The sequence below is a fragment of the Sphingobacterium sp. BIGb0116 genome, assembly GCF_024808035.1.
GTDB lineage: Bacteria > Bacteroidota > Bacteroidia > Sphingobacteriales > Sphingobacteriaceae > Sphingobacterium > Sphingobacterium paramultivorum.
Genome location: NZ_JANUDT010000003.1, coordinates 186,877 through 204,537, shown reverse-complemented (window position 1 = coordinate 204,537; position 17,661 = coordinate 186,877). Strand labels below are relative to the sequence as shown.

Here is a 17,661-nt window from a genome sequence, read left to right as displayed (position 1 = left end):
GGCTTCTTTTTATATGAAAACGATTACCGCTTAAATACTAGATATTACATTATTCAATGTTTCAGACGGACGCATTGCCTTAGCTGCCAATCCATCATTCGGGAAATAGTAACCACCGATGTTTTGCGCATGCCCCTGAGCCGCGATCAATTCTTCATTGATTTTCGCTTCATTTTCTGTTAACACATTTGCAACGGTCGCAAATTTCTCAGCTAATTCAGCATCTTTTGCTTGTGCTGCCAAAGCCTGCGCCCAATATAGTGTCAAGTAGAAATGCGATCCACGGTTATCAATCTGACCAACTCTACGTGCTGGAGATTTGTCGTTCGCCAAGAATTTCTCCGTTGCTTCATCCAATGTCTCCGCCAATACCAGCGCTTTTGGATTATTTTGTGTTTGAGACAAGTGTTCCAAAGAAGCACCAAGTGCCAAGAATTCACCTAATGAATCCCAACGCAAGTAACCTTCTTGAAGGAATTGTTCGACGTGTTTCGGAGCCGAACCACCAGCACCTGTTTCAAATAAACCACCACCATTCATCAATGGAACGATCGACAACATTTTAGCTGATGTACCCACTTCTAAGATCGGGAATAAATCCGTCAAATAATCACGCAATACGTTACCAGTCACTGAAATAGTATCTTCGCCCTTACGAATACGTTCCAAAGAGAATTTCGTCGCATCAATCGGAGATAAAATACGAATATCCAAACCAGTTGTATCAAAGTTTGGTAAGTATTTTTCTACTTTTTTGATGATTTCTCTATCATGTGCACGGTTTTCATCCAACCAGAATACAGCTGGTGTCTCAGATAAACGAGCACGATTTACAGCCAATTTCACCCAGTCTTGAATTGGAGCATCTTTCGTTTGACACATACGGAAGATATCTCCTGTCTCCACTTTTTGCTCCATGAAAACATTTCCTTCCGCATCCACCACGCGAATAACGCCGTTTCCTGCAGCTTGAAAAGTTTTATCATGGGATCCGTATTCCTCAGCTTTTTGCGCCATCAAACCTACATTTGGCACAGAACCCATTGTTTTTGGATCTAAGGCACCATGCTCCTTACAGTCTTCAATTGTCGCTTCGTAAACGCCAGCGTAACAACGATCAGGAACCATAGCAATCGTATCTTCTTCTTGACCGTCTTTATTCCACATCTTACCACCGATACGGATCATTGCTGGCATAGAAGCGTCAATAATTACATCAGAAGGTACGTGGAAATTTGTAATGCCTTTATCCGAATTTACCATCGCCAAAGCAGGACCATTTGCGATAGCAGCGTCGATAGCAGCTTTCACTTCAGCCTCTTTTGCATGACCTGCGATTTTAGCATAAACCTCGCCTAAACCGTTATTTTTATTGATACCCAGCTCTTTGAACAAATCGCCATATTGCGCAAAAACATCCGCAAAATAAGTTTCAACAACAGCACCAAATATAATCGGATCAGAAACTTTCATCATTGTTGCCTTTAAATGCGCAGACAACAATACTCCTGCGGCTTTCGCTTCAGCGATAGCATCAACTACAAAAGCTTTCAATGCAGTTAAGCTCAACGTTGAAGAATCGATAACTTCACCTGCTTTCAGCGCAGAAAGTCCTTTTAATTCTGTTACTGCACCTTGTGCATCAACAAACTCAATTTTAAATTGGCCTTCATTTTCAACGGTTACAGACTGCTCTGAACCGTAGAAATCACCTGAAGTCATGGATGACACCTTTGTTTTGGAATCTTTCGCCCAAGCACCCATTTTATGTGGATTTGCTTTTGCATAATTCTTAACCGCTTTAGGCGCACGGCGATCCGAGTTTCCTTCACGTAATACAGGATTTACAGCAGAACCCAATACCTTTGCATACTTAGCTTTGGCTGACTTTTCTTCATCTGTGGTCGCTTCATCAGGATAGTTCGGAACAGCGTATCCTGCTTGCTGTAATTCAGCGATAGCACCTTTTAACTGCGGAATTGATGCGGAGATATTCGGTAATTTAATGATGTTTGCTTCAGGAGTTGTTGCCAACTGACCCAACTCAGCCAATGCATCAGCAATTTTTTGATCTTCTTTTAAAAATTCTGGAAAGCTAGCAAGAATACGGCCTGCTAAAGAGATATCTCTCAATTCAACATCGATACCAGCTGTAGCTGTAATCGCTTGAACGATAGGCAAAAACGAATAAGTCGCTAATAAAGGAGCTTCATCTGTTTTTGTCCAAACAATTTTTGATTTGTTTGACATAGTAATCTATTAGAAATATGTTTAATTTTTAATGCTATGTGAAATAATTGAAAAATCTGAATTTCTCAAAAATTCGCCTAAAGATAAGAATTAATGCCATAATTAACGAGGAATTGCACCCCTTTTGACAATAAAATTGTGAAAATAAATATATTTTGGCAATACAGAATAAGTCGCTTCACCTCCGCCCAAAAGTATCCCTCTTGACATTTCAGTGACCGGATACTACAGGCGAAATCCTATTTTAGCTCAAATTAAAAAACACAACTGACAATGAAAACATTCAAATTGAACAATGGAGTTGAAATTCCGGCAATTGGATTTGGAACTTGGCAAATTCCAGAGGGCGAAGAAGCTTATCAGGCAGTTAAAGAAGCTCTTGCCGCTGGATACACACATATTGACACTGCGGCTATATATGGAAACGAAAAGAGTGTTGGAAAGGCTATAAAAGACAGTGGTATAGATCGTAATTCACTGTTTATTACAACAAAACTCTGGAATACCGAGCGTGGATACGATAAGACAATTGCTGCATTTGAACAATCACTCAGCGATCTACAATTGGATTATCTCGATCTTTACCTGATTCACTGGCCAGCCAATGAAACACAGTTTGCAAACTGGTCTGACATCAACGCCGATACCTGGCGAGCTTTTGAGCATCTGTATCAACAGGGGAAAATAAGAGCTATCGGTGTGAGTAATTTTCCAAAAGACTACCTCGCCAAATTATTGGAGTCAGCGACAATCGTACCTGCTGTGAACCAGATTGAATTTCATCCGGGTTATCTTCAGGAAGATACCGTGGCGCTCTGCCAATCCAATGACATCCTTGTTCAGGCTTGGTCACCACTGGGTTCGGGCAGAATATTGCAGGATGAAACACTCGTTGCACTGGCAAAAGAAAAGAATACAAGTGTTGGACAGATCTGTATCAAATTTGCTTTATCCCAGGGCATCTTGCCGCTGCCAAAATCAACCAATCCCGATAATATAAAAAGAAATTTAGCTATCGACGATTTTGAGCTGACAGCAAGCGATATCAAAACTATCCTCGAACTCCCTGAAATGGGTTTTTCTGGATCGGACCCTAAAAAAGTCGCCTTTTAAGAGCGATAATACAGAATTTATGGAGTCGGTCTAAGGCTGCTCCATAAATCCTATATTGTAGAGCTTCCAGCACAAAAGAAATTGATTGTCCCTTTTTGCTGAACAGCATAGAACAAATTTTTGCTACTATAGCGGTAAAGTTGCCTACGCTATTCCTTACTTTTTTATTGAAAAAATGAATGAAATAGAACTTATAGATCAATCGGAACTTCCTGCGCACGGAGAAGACTACCACTATCATCCCTTATGGACGACTTGTATCCTGCTGTATAGAGGCTCTATTCAGGTCAATAGCAATGGTACCCCCACCGATCTTCAAGCTGGCAATATCCTCTTTATCGGATACAATAAGTACTACAGCTTTACAGCAATTAGTAACGATGCTGTTTTTAAAATACTCCATTATGACCGGAATTTTTCCAACCGAATACGATTGTCGATCAGTCGATACGATGCGTATCGGTTAATCAATGCCAATCGCTCCACACCCTTTACTCCTGCCCCCAACGATTTTGAAGCTATCTGGACATTGTTATCCACTTTACATAGCAACCGTAAAAAACCGATCGATCCGAAGAAGGATTTTCTCCAAAAAGCCAATATCAATATTTTTATGGCGATTATTTACCTTTTGGCCGATGTGATCTATGCCGCCGGCGAAAGCTCCGGAAAGACACACAACAAAAGAAAGGAAGAAATTACCGTTCATTTTTTACAGCTTATAGCCGATCACTACAAAGAACAGCGCGATCTAGCATTCTACGCCGACCGCCTCAATATTTCCATCAAGTACCTGTCGATCAGCATCAAGGAGATTACAAAAGAATCGCCCTCTGAAATTATTAGCAACTGGCTAGTCACAGAAGCTAGAGCGCAGCTCACCATTTCTACCAAAACAATCAATCAGATCTCACAAGAATTTAATTTTTCAGATCAATATGCTTTTAGCAAGTTTTTCAAAAAACATGTCGGGATAACACCCAAGCTATTTCGTGAACAGCAAGCTAATCTTGTTACCAATTGAACATCATAAAGCAGGAATCAAACATTTCTTGTCACCCCAAGGCATGCTAACTTTGTATCACATATATAAACAAAGTTAAATACCATGAATACGAAGTCAAGAGCCCGAAAAATAGGTTTTTACTTGACGTTATGCTTCTTTACATTCTTTTGCAATCAAACATACGGTCAAGACAGCATAAACAGCCGGAAAATAACAATTGAAAAACTGTTCGAACTTGCTATCCATAACCACCCAAATCTTATCGTTTCGGCATCAGCCGTAAGTATCGCCCAACAAAAAACAGAAGTTGCAAAATTAAAAAGACTTCCCGAAATCAGCGCTTCGGCATCTGCCTTTTACCTCGGCAATGCCGCGTTGATCGACAAAGACTTATCAGGATCGGAAAAGGTACCTCTACCCCATTTCGGCAATAATTATGCTTTGGAGGCGAAAGAACTTATCTGGAAAGGAGGTGTGGTAAAAAATAGCATCAAAGCCTCTACCTTGGGTGAGGAGCTGGCTGAATTAGATCATAAGAATGAAGAACAGAACATTAAAATTTTGGTTTTAGGGTACTACCTTGATCTATTTAAACTTAAAAATCAGGAGGCTGTCTATAATCAAAATATTGAGCTTGCCCACAAAAGGCTAGACCTGACGGAAAAATTATATAAACAGGGCATGATCACCAAAAATGATGTCATCCGAAACCAATTGCAAATATCTGAATTGGAGTTAGCGAAAGAGGTCATTCAAAACAATCGGAAAATCCTGAATGACGAGCTTATAGTCGCGTTAGGACTACAGGAGGGTACAGTAATTGAGCCGGATGATAAACTATTAGATAGCAGCTTTCAGCTGTCAGACCTCGCGAGCTTGAAACAAGATGCTTATGTATCCAGCCCGGGCCTTCAGCTTGCGGCCAAAGAGACCGAGCTTTTGCTGACAGAAAAGACTATTACAAAATCAGAACGATCCCCTGCCCTCAGCGTATTCGCGGGAAACAGTCTTGTGAAACCCATCACCAATGTGATGCCGGTGATCGACAAATACATGAATACCTGGAATACTGGTATCTCCCTGAGCTATACGATTTCATCAGTCTACACAACAGGAAAAAAGCTTAAGCTAAATGATCTACAAATTGAAAAAAACGAGAAATACGCAAGCGCTCTGAAACAAAAAACCAGCGTAGCTGTTAATACTGCATACATTAAATACAATGAGGCCTACTCACAACGCAAGACTTTGGAGTACAATAAAGCCCTTGCAGATGAGAACTATCGTATTATTGAGAAAAAGTATTTGAACCAATTGGCGTTGATCGTCGATATCATGGATGCATCAAACTCAAAACTTGAAGCGGAATTGAAATACACAAATGCTGAAATCAATATCGTGTATGCATATTACAAACTTTTAAAAGAGACTGGAAAGATCTAGTACATTTTTCTTTTGCCTAATTTAATCAGTTTTATATATGTAAGGCCTCGTTAAGAAATCAATGGGGCTTTTTTATCTGCAATATTTTAACTCATTATTATGGCAAATTCATTTTTTAAAACGATCCGGACATCCATCAAGCACTGGTATATCCCATTGATTATCGGAATTCTATTAATTCTTTTGGGTTTCTATACCATTTCCACACCTGTTGCTGCATTTCTCACATTAGCGATTCTATTTTCATGGTCATTTATTATTTCCGGTATTTTGGAAATCATTTTTGCTGTGCAGAATAAAGATGAAGTGGATGGTTGGGGCTGGTACCTCACCGGGGGCATCCTCTATACCCTATTTGGCATATTGCTCATTGCCAATCCGCTGTTGTCAGCAAGCACCTTGGCATTTATCGTGGGTTTTTATGCACTTTTTAAATCCTTCCAACTACTGTCCTTTTCCTTTGATCTCAAAAATTACGGTAGTAAATCTTGGGGTTGGAATTTGTTATTTGCCATTTTAGGCATTATTTTCAGCTTTATCTTGCTTTGGAATCCACTATTTGCCGGTTTCTCACTGGTAATCTGGACAGGAATGGCTATTAGTACGGTTGGTTTCGCAGCCTGTGTATTTGCATTTCAGCTGAAAAGTCTCAAAGATATCCCGAAAAAGCTACCAGACGAGTGGAAAGAGCGTTATCAGAAGCTTAAAGAAGAATTTGATCAACATCGTAAATAGAAAAAGGGCAATTAAGCCCTTTTTTTATCAATATAAATTCGGTGGTCAAGGTTATTTACTTATTTCAACAATCTTAAAAGGCACTTTATGAAGTGGATAATCTTGCTTATCCGTTTTTACACGACTTATTTTCATGATCACATCAAAGCCTTCATAAATTTCACCAAAAACGGTAAAATCATGATCGAGTCTTGGCTGTCCTCCGCGAGCTAAGTACTCCTTACGTTGTGCTGCAGTATATTTTATGCCTTTCTTTAATTCCAGACTATCAAGTTCAGCTGCCGTGATTTTCTTTCCAACCACGAAATAGATCTGATTCAAAAAAGATGCTTTCGCCGGATTTCCATCCCGTCCTGCCCCCAGAGCACCCATTTTATGAAAAGCCCGGTCATCGAACTCTGCTGCCAATCGTGGTTTTTTATGAAGGGGATCTGCTACCTCACGTTTTTCAATATCAATATCATGCTCTCCGCCCTGCACAACAAAATTTTCAATAATGCGATTAAACAATGCTCCCTGATACACAGTATCCCGAATGGATCGCAACATCAAATCGCGATGATTGGGCGTATAGTCATAAAGTACAACTTTAAAATCGCCAAAATCAGTCTTGAAAAGCAGATGTTTTGATTGTGCATAACAATTCCCCAATACAATAAAAAGAAAGCATAGGATGGTCAGAATTTTCCTCATAGTACGAATTAATCAGTTTCTTAGATTTCATATAAAAATACATTAAATTTCGATTTATAAAAGACATCACGCAGTAGTTTTCCAAATGCGCTTGAAGGACATCTGCATTGGATTCTTCGGAAAGTTGCCCTGCACTAAAAAATTACATACGTCGTGTAAAATTAAAACTTGCAAATAAGCATAAATTTATCTTAGTTTGGATTAAAACTATTCAAGACTATGCAGTATACAGCAAATCCAGACCGATATCAAGATATGATCTATAATCGTTGTGGTCAATCCGGTCTTCTATTGCCTGCCATCTCATTGGGAATGTGGCATAATTTCGGTGACGACACACCCCATCAAACCAAAGTTGATATTTGCACAACCGCGTTTGACTTGGGAATTACCCATTTCGACCTCGCAAACAATTACGGTCCACCTGCTGGGAGCGCCGAAAAGGCCTTCGGACAAATATTAAAAGAACAATTTTACGGCCTACGCGATGAAATGATTATTTCATCAAAAGCAGGATATCACATGTGGAATGGGCCTTATGGAGAATGGGGAAGCCGTAAATATCTGATATCAAGTTGTGAGCAATCACTCAAGCGCCTGGGTATCGATTACGTCGATATTTTCTATTCACATCGTTTCGACCCCAATACCCCCTTGGAGGAGACCATGTTGGCACTGGATCAGCTAGTCCGTTGCGGAAAAGCACTTTATGTCGGTATTTCATCCTATAACTCGCAACGCACAAAAGAGGCCTATGCGATCCTGAAATCATTGGGTACACCTTTTATTATTCACCAGCCCAGCTATTCCATGTTAAACAGATGGGTAGAAACCGATGGTTTGCTTGATACCTTGGATGAGATAGGCATCGGTTCTATCGTATTCTCTCCCTTGGCACAGGGTATGCTCACCGATAAATATTTACAGCATATCCCGGAGAATAGTCGCGCTTCGCAATCCAAATCACTTCAGACGAAATTTCTGAACGAAGAAAATCAAAAGAACATCCAGGCTTTACATGCAATTGCACAGCGTAGAGGACAGTCGCTCGCACAGATGGCGATTGCCTGGGTATTACGTAAGAAGCAAGTTACATCGGCACTAATTGGTGCGTCAAGACCACAACAGGTTGTTGATTGCGTTGGTGCACTGAAAAATCTGTCGTTTAGTCCGGAGGAAATTCACGAAATTGATCTTTATGCAAAAGATGGCCATATTAATATCTGGGCTAAATCGGCTGAGATCGATTAAGATTAATGCCATAGAAGTTTTCATCCGGGGAACCGCTTTGCGCCCGGTTGAATTCCATAAAACAAAAAAGAGCCCGGCACTATCCGGGCTCTTTCCGTTGATTAACCCATTTTTTTCAATATCTTTTCAAAGGTGTTGATATTCCGGCTTGTCATCTTATCTTTAAGATTCTTTTTTCCTAATACCTTTCCAAAACTGGAATCTAAAGTATTTCCCTTAGGCACACGCCAATAAAAGACCGCATTGACAATTTCAGCCTTCTCCCCTGGCACCTGCGTCGAATTGCTGAATTCATCCATCAGTATGGTTTCGACACCTTCTGTCCCTACAAAAGCATATACATGGAAGTCCGTATGCATTTCAAACGGAATGTTTGCCTGCAGCAATTCCACCTCTTCCTGCGACCGGATGAATAAAAAAGCTTCATAAGAAAAATATGCCGACATGGACTCCTCCAATAGCCGCTTGAGCGGGTCGGCCGCTTTGTCCGACGAAAAAACAATATTTCCAGAAGCCAGTACTGAAGTAACGTCAGTTACACCGCCGTCCTTAAAAACCTGACAGACATCCGCCATCTTCATGTTGGTTCCCTTCACATTGACGCCGCGTAGAAAAGCACAGTATTTCATGTTATTAAATTAATCGATTAATTCGTCCATCGGATTCCAAAACAACTTCCTAAAATCCTTGATCCGTAAATTATTCACAACAAGCCCCTCCGCTTCAAGCCGTTCTTGAAATCCAGGCACCGCAAGTGTACCGCTACTTGATATAACACGATGGGCAGGAACATCTTTCGGACATCCTCCCATCGCTTTCCCAACGTGCCTTGAGTGGTTAGGAAAACCTAAAGCTTTTGCTATGGCTCCATAAGTCGTTACTCGACCTTTGGGAATCAGCTTTGCAACCTCATATACTTGTTTTTTGAATTGCTCATCCATGTTAATTTATATTTTATTTGCGTTGTTTAGCATGTCAAAAAATCTTCTTTCCTATTTCCGCAGCGAAAAATGAAGAGCAACCTAAGTTACGAAAAGCTCCTGTATGCAAAAGTTTTTTTAATTAATTCCCTTGCCTAATGTTTACTTTCTTTTTCAAGTAACTTCGGGGAAAAAGATCCCTCCAATTGTCTATATACACGACTCCAGCTAGGGTTATCATCAGCATTCAGTTTTACATATTGCCCCTTTTTTGTTGTAATGCTTATTTTTATATCTATTCCATCGTATGGCTGACGCGATTCCTCCTCTTTAGCGGCAATAAATTTTTCCAAATCAATTTTATCTAATAGCGAGTTCCATTTGTCTTCCGTATTGCCGTATGATTTTATCGTACTCTGTGCTGTATCAATTGCAGAAAACAGACAATAAACACTATCTCGTGTTATCTTCATCGTATAACCTTTTGAAGGTGTTACTGTAAATCCGCCAACCGTAGAAATTGACACTGCAGTAATCTCATTTTTATTATTTTCTGCTGTCACCCGATGTGAGTTATGCGTACAGCTTTGCCATAAGAATAGCTGTACGACCAAAAGCGAGAGCTGTAAAATCAATTTTCCGCCCATATTTTATGCCTTTAAAAGCTAATAAGTAAATAATTAAACAAAAAAAAGCGTTTTGTGTTGTTAACAGAAAACGCTCTTTGCTGCTTACCTAATTTACATAAGTTATTGGGATTTCGTGCTCCCAATCTCTGTATTCGTTACATATGAAACCGATCAGTTGCCTTGGATCAGCTCGAAGGCTGTTCCTCGTAGTACCATACTCACTCGTGACTGGAAATTTTATTCCCTAACAAAAAGTTGTTCATTCCGTTTCCTATCAAAACACATTGATACAGGGCAAAAAAACAAGTGTTTTTCTATAACTATAGGTTAATATTCACTTTCCTTTTAGTGCCTTTTCGAAGGAAAAAAACGGAAGCTTCACAGCCCCAGTAGGGATAAAGCACATGCTAAGCACAGATAAAGCACAGATAAAGCACTGTTCATGTATAAAGCAAAATGCGCTTTAAAGGTACTACAAGCATGCGTGAAGGCTGCACAAAGCGACCAAAAATGAGGGCAAATAGAGCTAGATTTAGTTAATTAATAACTATTTAAATTCATTCAATGAATATACGTAAATGCTCGTTGTTTTATCATTTAATCACTTGAAAATAAAATAGAAATAGGTGTTAATATAAATAATAGGAGTCCACGATTTTGTTTATAATGGTTGTTTTTCATGAATAGATTAAATAAAAAAAGAACTAGTAAGGTGCTTGCTATTCTTTCTGATTTTTCAGAAAAAATTTGAGCGGAGCTAACACGCTATAGCTCTGCCCGCTTTTCATATTTTACAATTATGTATATTAAAAAGAACATTTCCTACCCATTACAGCATTAAGAAAGGAAAACCATTATTCAACAGTTATGTTCTATGACTATTAATCTTTGTTCTAAATGAATCTAAAAAGAAATTCAGTTCCTTAGCATCCTCTTTGGTGCCAATAGCCATTTCTTCCTTTTGATTCCATCTAGTAACATCCCAATGTCTTTTTTTTGAGCATTCTTTTGAAATTCCATCTACCGTAATTCGAACATAGACAATGCGGATAGTTCGGCTTTTTCTCTTGGGCTCTTTAGAAAGAAGTTTAGCCCATAACTTTGTTCTAACATAATCAAACTTTTTAAGGGTTATAAATGTCGAACCAAAGATTTAAGTACTCAAGTCGTTAACCTAAGCATATACTTAACATTAAGTACTTAATAATATTTTTTGTGGCGCTTTTTAAAAATTTGAAAAGTGCCACGAATGTGCCACAAACTTTTTGAGTATTTTTACATATTTCACCAATATCCACAAACAAAAAAAATCCTGCAAATCATTGATTTGCAGGATTTTCACATTTTTCAGTGCTTTTTTAAAACTTTAAATTTGCACTTGGCGGAGAGTGAGGGATTCGAACCCCCGAACCTGTGACAGTTAACGGTTTTCAAGACCGCCGCATTCGACCACTCTGCCAACTCTCCGCGACAAAAGTACGAATTTCCACTCTCCTACCAAATTTTATTTTATATATTGTGCTTATTGAGCTTTTATAAACTGAATATCAGCACTAAATTTTACATCGTCGCTCACCATTACCCCTCCTGTTTCCAATGCCGCATTCCAATTAAGGCCAAATTCTGAACGTTTGATTTTGCCCTCTACAATAAAACCAGCTTTGGTATTTCCCCAAGGATCTTTTTGGATACCTGCAAATTCTAAGTCAAAAGACACCGGTCTAGAAACGTCACGGATTGTCAAATTTCCTTTAATTTCATTATTCTCCAAGCTTGTTGCTTCAAATGTAATTGCTGGATATTTCTCCACATCAAAGAAATCTGCACTTTTTAAGTGACCATCACGTTGCTCATTACGCGTATTGATGGACGCAGTGTCAATAACAACTTTCGCTAGGGCATTTTTAAAATCTTCACCATCGGCGTCAACATCTATTTTAAAACTGTCAAAGTTCCCTTTAACGTTCGTAATCATCATGTGTTTTACTTTGAATTCTATCTCGCTATGTGCAGCGTCTAGTTCCCATTTTCCTTGTGCCATAATTTTATGTTTTTTCTATTTGTTTAATAACACAAAGGTAACAGCAGTTTTATTCATTTTGTTTGACCTAGATCAATAAAATAATCTTGTTGAAAAGCAATCAGTTATTGAAAAACCACAAAAAAAAGTTGGCGATATTTTGGAAATATAACACAAATGTCTACTTTTGCATTACCGAAAGCGACGCGCCAATAGCTCAGCTGGATAGAGCATCGGTTTTCTAAACCGACGGTCTCAGGTTCGAATCCTGATTGGCGTACTTAAAAGCCCCTTTGTTCAACGCAAAGAGGCTTTTCTTTTTATACACTATATGGTTTCAAAAGTTAAGATTCATTAAAATCTCGTCGATATGGCAGTCGAGCTTGAAGATGAAAATAAGCTAAGGTTTCTCATTTTTAAATTGACCATATAATCAAACCTATTTCTTAACAAACTCGCGCACGCGCTCATCTTTAATTACACCCGACCAGTTCAAACCATAACCAAAATCGTAAGCATGTCCGGCTTGATCAACATATACCTCCATATCAAAGGGCACATCCTCTGCTTGCTTCTCTACTGTAGCCATATTCGCTGGCATTTGAACCGGTAAAAGACCAGATGGTTCATACTTTCCAAACATAACATCCAATACAGCCTGTGTCGATACGCCAAAATTCAAAACAATACCAGAGACTTCCTTTTCAAACTCGGCAAATACCATCGGCTTGTTGGCAGTTACAGCAACCAGAACTGGTTTATCTTTCATCATATCCTTCGTATCCAATATCGTCTGAAGATCCATCACATTAGCAGCAGTCACCATTTTATTCTTATAAGACCTATTCTTAATCGATGGATCGATTACTGGATCACCTGCAGCAATACTCTCCGCTCTAGCGTTTGAGGCTGTATAACTGCCATACTGCAAGGAAATGGGAACATAGCCATTTCCACCATTCCTGCGATCCCTTTCGCTATACCCACCTTCGGCACTGATCGGGCTCTGTACAAACACGATTGCAAGATCAGCTTCATTGGGGTTATCGGTTACATCGGCATATTTTTGCAAGAGATCAATGTTGGCGGGGTATTCCAATCGCGCCTGTGTATAGTTTCCCCACCAATCTTTCATTGCTGCCCTATACATCTTCGGAACATAAACTTTCTTCCGTCCACGAATAGGCAATTGCTGATCACTATTCTTTAGTAAAACAACGGACTTTACCTGTGCGTCGTAGCCCTCCTTCATATAGAGGGGATTTCCGACAGTGGCACGACTTTCCTCGACATCCAAATATGGATTTTCAAAAAGCCCTACCCGGAAAATATTTAACAGAAGCCTTCTAGCGGAGGCCTCAAATCGTTGTCTCATAAATTTCTGTCCGTGCTCTTTCACACCCAGTTCATAGGCCGTCAAAACAGGAGCCTTATCGTTATTGCCTCCAAATTGATCTACACCTGCCATTAATACTTTATAATGACGCTCTGCCACCGATAGCTGTTCTACCCCCCAGGGTTTACCTGCAAATCCATCTGGCTTAGGCGCTTCATCTCCCGTAATCAACCAGTCCGAACAGATCACACCATCATAACCGTAGGTGCCACGCAACAAGTCGGTAAGCAAATATTTGCTATAACCATTTCCCACATTTTCACCATTCTTCTTGTCCTGACCAAAAGAAATCGTATAATAGGGCATAACTGCGGCAGCTTTGCTCGTCTTTCCAGTCAACTGGAAAGCTCCATTGACAAATGGAATAATATGTTGCTTCAGATTATCACCTGGATATACCGCAAACTTTCCAATAGCCCAATGGCCGTCCCGACCACCTTCCTCAGGCCCTCCACTGGGCCAATGTTTCACCATAGCATTGACACTCTTATACCCCCAACCTAAGGCAATTTCGTCTTTCCCGCTCGATGTCTGGAAGCCATCGATATAAGCTCTAGCCATGGCTGTGGTCAACTCGGGGCTCTCTCCGAAAGTCATACCAATGCGGTACCAACGCGGCTCAGTACCCAAATCTATCTGTGGAGATAATGCCGTCGTGATGCCCAATGATCGATATTCCGAAGCCGCCACTTGCCCAAAACGTTTAACGATAGCCGGATCGAATGTCGCCGCCATCGCAAGTCCATCCGGCCACATCGAAATTTGTCCCCCTGCCCCTGCATTGAACTCCGCACTGACAACAGCATTATGACGTGGATCGGAACTATTATTCGCCGGGATACCCCATCCCAACCCTTCCACAAAACCCTGCAACTCATTATTCCAGCGGGCTGCGGTTTCCGGATCTTTTACTGCCGTTAACAGGACATGCCTAAGCCCATCCTTCTCCAGAAATTCGCGCTGCTGATCGGTTAGAGCCCAAGGTGAAACAAGACCTTCCTGGTAATTTTTTCCTTTATAGGTACCTGCCATAAATCCAAGGGCCGGTGCTGGTAAAGCTTGATGTCTACTATATAACATAAGCCCAGCGATCTGATCAATAGATAATTTTGAGGCGAGATCTTTGGCACGTTCCTCTGGTGTCAAACGCCAGTCTTCATAGCGATCTAATTTCCCATTTCGATTGAGATCCTTAAATTTATTTCCAGCAATGCTTAGGATCTTCACTCCCGAAGTTGTCGAATACCCCAATACAGGGCCGTATTTATTCTCAATCTTTTGGTAAACCTGGGCTTGTGCCGAAAACGTTAAAAATAGACTTAAAGATGAAGCGAATAGTAGTTTCCTTGCGTTCATATAATCTGTTATTTTAATAAATGAGTTCGTAGTCAAAACGTTCGCCTTATCGGCAATAAAAACATTTGGCTTTATACGTTATAATCAGTTACTTGTATTGCTTCTTTATGAAGCAATACAATTGTACAACCTTTTTGTTCAAATACAAAATAAAATCAACGAAATAACACAAAAAACTAACTATCAATCTATTGATTTAACAAAAAAGCCCCTAATGTAATTTTTGACACAAAGTATTGTTCGACTTTTATCGGCCAACTTGCCTCCCATTGAGATATTTTTTTGTAATATTAAGCCAAAGACAGAAAGTACATGGATTTCAGAACACAGATTATTAACGCATCGGCAGAGAGTTATGAAAAATTTCTACCTCACATTTCTGTAGACACCGTCGTCTTTGGCTTCGACCAAGGTTCTTTGAGAATCCTTTTATTAAAAATGAACTACAATAAAGAGTGGTTTCTTCCTGGAGGTTATGTAGGGAAAGAGGAGGATACTGACGAAGCGGTCAAACGTGTACTTTATGAACGCTCGGGTGTAGAGGATATCTTCTTGGAAGAATTTGCCGTATTTGGAAGCCCGCAGCGCAGCCAGCAATCCTTTGCGGATTACCCCGACACACTGTGGAACAAACAGCGTTTTATTTCAATTGGTTACTACGCGCTGGTAAATTACAAACATGTTGTTCCTCAACCTGATTCCTTAAGTGAGACCTGCCAGTGGATCGACTTTAAGGACATCACTGAACTTAATATCACCATGGACCACCGCAAAATCATCAACAAGGCTCTTCGGACTCTTCGCGAGCGGCTTTCTTACAAACCAATAGGATACAATTTACTACCAGACAAGTTTACACTGCCCGACTTGCAAGGGCTCTATGAAACAGTACTCGGTAAAAAACTTAATCGAGGCAATTTTTATCGTAAAATGAAAAATATGGGCATCCTTCAAAAACTTGACGAACAGCGGAAAGGTGGAGCCCATAAAGCTCCCGACCTCTATAAGTTCAACGTAGAAACCTATAATAATATCTTACAGGAAGGCTTAAATACCTGGTAGTACAATCACCGATACTTTGATACCAAATTTATAATAGACTACAGCATAGTCACCACTAACACAGGCCAACATTCTACCATCGGCTAAACTATCCCGCAAGAAACTGAAAGTCGCAGTACTGAAGTCCAGCCTTTACAATTGATCTATACAATATATTTATTGACAATATTTTCCAAATCTTCCAAATCAAAAGGTTTAGATAAAAAATCATCCGCTCCAGCACGATCTGCTAGGGATTGAATATCGTTGTTTGCCGAAACGTAAATTACAGGAATATGGCTAAAGCGCTTATCTGATTTAAGCAATCTAGTCGCTTCAACACCACCTATGTTTGGAATCCAGTTATCCATTAAGATAAGGTTGGGCTCTGCAGATTCTACCTTTTGGATAATATCATGTGAAGTTTCCGAAACTTCAACATGGAACCCTAAATCTGTCAAAACAACCGTTATAACCTCCAAAATAATGGTATCGTCCTCAAATATCAATACCGTTTTTGCTTTACTCATATAAAATAGTTTATGTATACCTTCATTGTTTTACATCAGACACAAAAGATTCACGCCTGCCTGCACCCCCTTATAAGGTATAAAGTTTTTTCCAAATTTTTTGATCCCCTACAGGTGTAAAGTTATGCTGAATACCTGAAAATCGTATGGTTTCTTTACTACCTAATGCCAAATATCCTAAATTTTCTATACTCGCGTCAAATAATTTAAAGACACGCTCCTGCAAGTCTCTATTAAAATAGATCAAAACATTGCGGCAAAGGATTAATTGAAAGCTATTAAATGAAGTGTCTGATACCAGATTATGGGTAGATAAAATCATTTTTTGCTTTAGATCGGCATTGAATTTCGCCCATTCATAATTTGCTGTATAATATTTCGAAAAATCCTGTTTTCCTCCAGACTCTATATAATTTTCAGAAAAAGATTTTATCTGGCTCAATGGATATACACCATTCCGGGCAATATCAAGTACCCGTGGATTAATATCCGTTGCATATATCAATGACTTGTGATACAGATTCGCCTCTTTTAGCAAAATGGACATCGAGTAAGCTTCTTCTCCTGTGGAGCAGCCTGCAATCCACACACGGATCAACGGGTATGTACCCAATTGTGGTAGAATTTCCTCCCGTAGCTGACGAAAGAATAAAGGATCCCGAAACATCTCAGTTAAGTTAACGGTAATCTCTTCTACAAAGTGCTGCAAAAATGCAGGATTGTCCTTTAATACAAAGCGAAGTTCAGCAAAGCTTGCCAAACGGTCATTCGTCATGATCCGATTAATCCTCCTCTTCATCGAGGCACGGCTATACTGCAAAAAATCATACCCGTAGTCTCGATAGATATCTTCAAGCAAAATATCTATTTCATGGTCTTTTATGATACTATAGCCCAACATTTAGATTAACTGTTCAATTTCACCCATCAATTTATCGACATCAATCGGCTTCGAGACATACGACTGGGCTCCAGCTTCCAAGCATTTCTCCCGGTCTCCACTCATCGCTTGCGCTGTCACGGCAATAACCGGAATTTTACCCATCAAACTCGAATTACGAATTAGCTGAATCGCCTCATAGCCATCGATTTCAGGCATCATCATATCCATCAATATCAACGCCACACCTTTATTCGCCTCCAAGATCTCCATAGCCTCGCTCGCACTCGTGCTGCTCAACACCTGATATCCCTTAGCTTTCAACGTCAAACGCAATGCAAAAATATTGCGTTGATCGTCGTCCACAATTAATATTACCTTATTCTGATCCATATATC

The 17,661-nt window shown here is 39.8% G+C and carries 16 protein-coding genes and 2 tRNA genes; 7 read left to right on the top strand and 11 right to left on the bottom strand.

Annotated elements, in window-relative coordinates; translation table 11 throughout:
* Positions 1 to 30: 30 nt before the first annotated feature.
* Positions 31 to 2,250, bottom strand: a complete 2,220-nt coding sequence (locus M2419_RS09695; protein ID WP_182332190.1) for an NADP-dependent isocitrate dehydrogenase — start codon at positions 2,248 to 2,250, stop codon at positions 31 to 33.
* A gap of 273 nt (positions 2,251 to 2,523) precedes the next feature.
* Here M2419_RS09695 and M2419_RS09690 point away from each other — a divergent pair, with 273 nt between their 5' ends.
* From M2419_RS09690 to M2419_RS09675, 4 genes are all read left to right on the top strand, one after another.
* A complete protein-coding gene (locus M2419_RS09690; protein WP_159726897.1) occupies positions 2,524 to 3,363 on the top strand; it encodes an aldo/keto reductase in 840 nt (279 codons plus the stop codon).
* A gap of 175 nt (positions 3,364 to 3,538) precedes the next feature.
* The gene (locus tag M2419_RS09685) at positions 3,539 to 4,387 is read left to right on the top strand and encodes an AraC family transcriptional regulator (protein WP_259254882.1); all 849 of its coding nucleotides are present in this window, start codon (positions 3,539 to 3,541) and stop codon (positions 4,385 to 4,387) included.
* An 84-nt stretch (positions 4,388 to 4,471) separates the two neighbouring features.
* A complete protein-coding gene (locus M2419_RS09680; protein WP_259254881.1) occupies positions 4,472 to 5,812 on the top strand; it encodes a TolC family protein in 1,341 nt (446 codons plus the stop codon).
* A gap of 99 nt (positions 5,813 to 5,911) precedes the next feature.
* On the top strand, positions 5,912 to 6,547 hold the full coding sequence (locus M2419_RS09675; RefSeq protein WP_075992464.1) for an HdeD family acid-resistance protein: 636 nt from the start codon (positions 5,912 to 5,914) through the stop codon (positions 6,545 to 6,547).
* A 51-nt stretch (positions 6,548 to 6,598) separates the two neighbouring features.
* Here M2419_RS09675 and M2419_RS09670 read toward each other — a convergent pair whose 3' ends face one another.
* Positions 6,599 to 7,240: a peptidylprolyl isomerase gene (locus M2419_RS09670; RefSeq protein WP_153845878.1), complete on the bottom strand. Its 642-nt coding sequence runs from the start codon at positions 7,238 to 7,240 to the stop codon at positions 6,599 to 6,601.
* A gap of 219 nt (positions 7,241 to 7,459) precedes the next feature.
* Here M2419_RS09670 and mgrA point away from each other — a divergent pair, with 219 nt between their 5' ends.
* Positions 7,460 to 8,491 (top strand): L-glyceraldehyde 3-phosphate reductase, encoded by a 1,032-nt coding sequence (mgrA, locus tag M2419_RS09665; protein WP_259254879.1) that lies wholly within the window; start codon positions 7,460 to 7,462, stop codon positions 8,489 to 8,491.
* A 101-nt stretch (positions 8,492 to 8,592) separates the two neighbouring features.
* Here mgrA and M2419_RS09660 read toward each other — a convergent pair whose 3' ends face one another.
* The 5 genes from M2419_RS09660 to M2419_RS09640 all read right to left on the bottom strand — a co-directional run bounded on the left by M2419_RS09660 (position 8,593) and on the right by M2419_RS09640 (position 12,081).
* Positions 8,593 to 9,120 (bottom strand): DUF1697 domain-containing protein, encoded by a 528-nt coding sequence (locus M2419_RS09660; protein WP_153845876.1) that lies wholly within the window; start codon positions 9,118 to 9,120, stop codon positions 8,593 to 8,595.
* 9 nt (positions 9,121 to 9,129) lie between these two features.
* Positions 9,130 to 9,432, bottom strand: coding sequence for an MGMT family protein (locus M2419_RS09655; protein WP_153845875.1), 303 nt, complete (start codon positions 9,430 to 9,432; stop codon positions 9,130 to 9,132).
* Between the two features lie 134 nt (positions 9,433 to 9,566).
* Positions 9,567 to 10,058, bottom strand: coding sequence for a hypothetical protein (locus tag M2419_RS09650; RefSeq protein ID WP_153845874.1), 492 nt, complete (start codon positions 10,056 to 10,058; stop codon positions 9,567 to 9,569).
* 1,361 nt (positions 10,059 to 11,419) lie between these two features.
* A tRNA-Ser gene (locus M2419_RS09645) sits at positions 11,420 to 11,507 on the bottom strand.
* Between the two features lie 55 nt (positions 11,508 to 11,562).
* Positions 11,563 to 12,081 (bottom strand): YceI family protein, encoded by a 519-nt coding sequence (locus M2419_RS09640; RefSeq protein WP_153848580.1) that lies wholly within the window; start codon positions 12,079 to 12,081, stop codon positions 11,563 to 11,565.
* Positions 12,082 to 12,266: 185 nt separating this feature from the next.
* Between M2419_RS09640 and M2419_RS09635 the strand changes: the two genes are divergently transcribed.
* Positions 12,267 to 12,340 (top strand) — tRNA-Arg (locus M2419_RS09635).
* A gap of 159 nt (positions 12,341 to 12,499) precedes the next feature.
* Here M2419_RS09635 and M2419_RS09630 read toward each other — a convergent pair.
* Positions 12,500 to 14,812 (bottom strand): glycoside hydrolase family 3 N-terminal domain-containing protein, encoded by a 2,313-nt coding sequence (locus M2419_RS09630; protein ID WP_259254877.1) that lies wholly within the window; start codon positions 14,810 to 14,812, stop codon positions 12,500 to 12,502.
* Between the two features lie 312 nt (positions 14,813 to 15,124).
* On the opposite strand from M2419_RS09630, the gene M2419_RS09625 reads away from it, so the two are divergent.
* Entirely contained in the window at positions 15,125 to 15,874 is a 750-nt protein-coding gene (locus M2419_RS09625; protein ID WP_153847545.1) for an NrtR DNA-binding winged helix domain-containing protein, read from the top strand.
* Between the two features lie 143 nt (positions 15,875 to 16,017).
* Here the strand turns inward: M2419_RS09625 and M2419_RS09620 are convergent, their stop codons facing one another.
* From M2419_RS09620 to M2419_RS09610, 3 genes are all read right to left on the bottom strand, one after another.
* On the bottom strand, positions 16,018 to 16,383 hold the full coding sequence (locus tag M2419_RS09620) for a response regulator (protein WP_153847546.1): 366 nt from the start codon (positions 16,381 to 16,383) through the stop codon (positions 16,018 to 16,020).
* Positions 16,384 to 16,453: 70 nt separating this feature from the next.
* Positions 16,454 to 17,284 (bottom strand): protein-glutamate O-methyltransferase CheR, encoded by an 831-nt coding sequence (locus tag M2419_RS09615; protein ID WP_153847547.1) that lies wholly within the window; start codon positions 17,282 to 17,284, stop codon positions 16,454 to 16,456.
* Positions 17,285 to 17,656 carry a response regulator gene (locus M2419_RS09610; RefSeq protein WP_153847548.1) on the bottom strand — a complete coding sequence of 124 codons (372 nt, stop codon included), beginning with the start codon at positions 17,654 to 17,656 and terminating at the stop codon, positions 17,285 to 17,287. It abuts the gene before it with no gap.
* Positions 17,657 to 17,661: the final 5 nt, after the last annotated feature.

Bases quoted from the DNA above. Each gene is read 5' to 3' on its own strand.
- M2419_RS09685 (WP_259254882.1), top strand. From the start codon at position 3,539: ATGAATGAAATAGAACTTATAGATCAATCGGAACTTCCTGCGCACGGA.
- M2419_RS09610 (WP_153847548.1), bottom strand. From the start codon at position 17,656: ATGGATCAGAATAAGGTAATATTAATTGTGGACGACGATCAACGCAAT.
- mgrA (WP_259254879.1), top strand. From the start codon at position 7,460: ATGCAGTATACAGCAAATCCAGACCGATATCAAGATATGATCTATAAT.
- M2419_RS09695 (WP_182332190.1), bottom strand. From the start codon at position 2,250: ATGTCAAACAAATCAAAAATTGTTTGGACAAAAACAGATGAAGCTCCT.
- M2419_RS09650 (WP_153845874.1), bottom strand. From the start codon at position 10,058: ATGGGCGGAAAATTGATTTTACAGCTCTCGCTTTTGGTCGTACAGCTA.
- M2419_RS09670 (WP_153845878.1), bottom strand. From the start codon at position 7,240: ATGAGGAAAATTCTGACCATCCTATGCTTTCTTTTTATTGTATTGGGG.
- M2419_RS09675 (WP_075992464.1), top strand. From the start codon at position 5,912: ATGGCAAATTCATTTTTTAAAACGATCCGGACATCCATCAAGCACTGG.
- M2419_RS09620 (WP_153847546.1), bottom strand. From the start codon at position 16,383: ATGAGTAAAGCAAAAACGGTATTGATATTTGAGGACGATACCATTATT.
- M2419_RS09630 (WP_259254877.1), bottom strand. From the start codon at position 14,812: ATGAACGCAAGGAAACTACTATTCGCTTCATCTTTAAGTCTATTTTTA.
- M2419_RS09625 (WP_153847545.1), top strand. From the start codon at position 15,125: ATGGATTTCAGAACACAGATTATTAACGCATCGGCAGAGAGTTATGAA.
- M2419_RS09615 (WP_153847547.1), bottom strand. From the start codon at position 17,284: ATGTTGGGCTATAGTATCATAAAAGACCATGAAATAGATATTTTGCTT.
- M2419_RS09640 (WP_153848580.1), bottom strand. From the start codon at position 12,081: ATGGCACAAGGAAAATGGGAACTAGACGCTGCACATAGCGAGATAGAA.
- M2419_RS09680 (WP_259254881.1), top strand. From the start codon at position 4,472: ATGAATACGAAGTCAAGAGCCCGAAAAATAGGTTTTTACTTGACGTTA.
- M2419_RS09690 (WP_159726897.1), top strand. From the start codon at position 2,524: ATGAAAACATTCAAATTGAACAATGGAGTTGAAATTCCGGCAATTGGA.
- M2419_RS09660 (WP_153845876.1), bottom strand. From the start codon at position 9,120: ATGAAATACTGTGCTTTTCTACGCGGCGTCAATGTGAAGGGAACCAAC.
- M2419_RS09655 (WP_153845875.1), bottom strand. From the start codon at position 9,432: ATGGATGAGCAATTCAAAAAACAAGTATATGAGGTTGCAAAGCTGATT.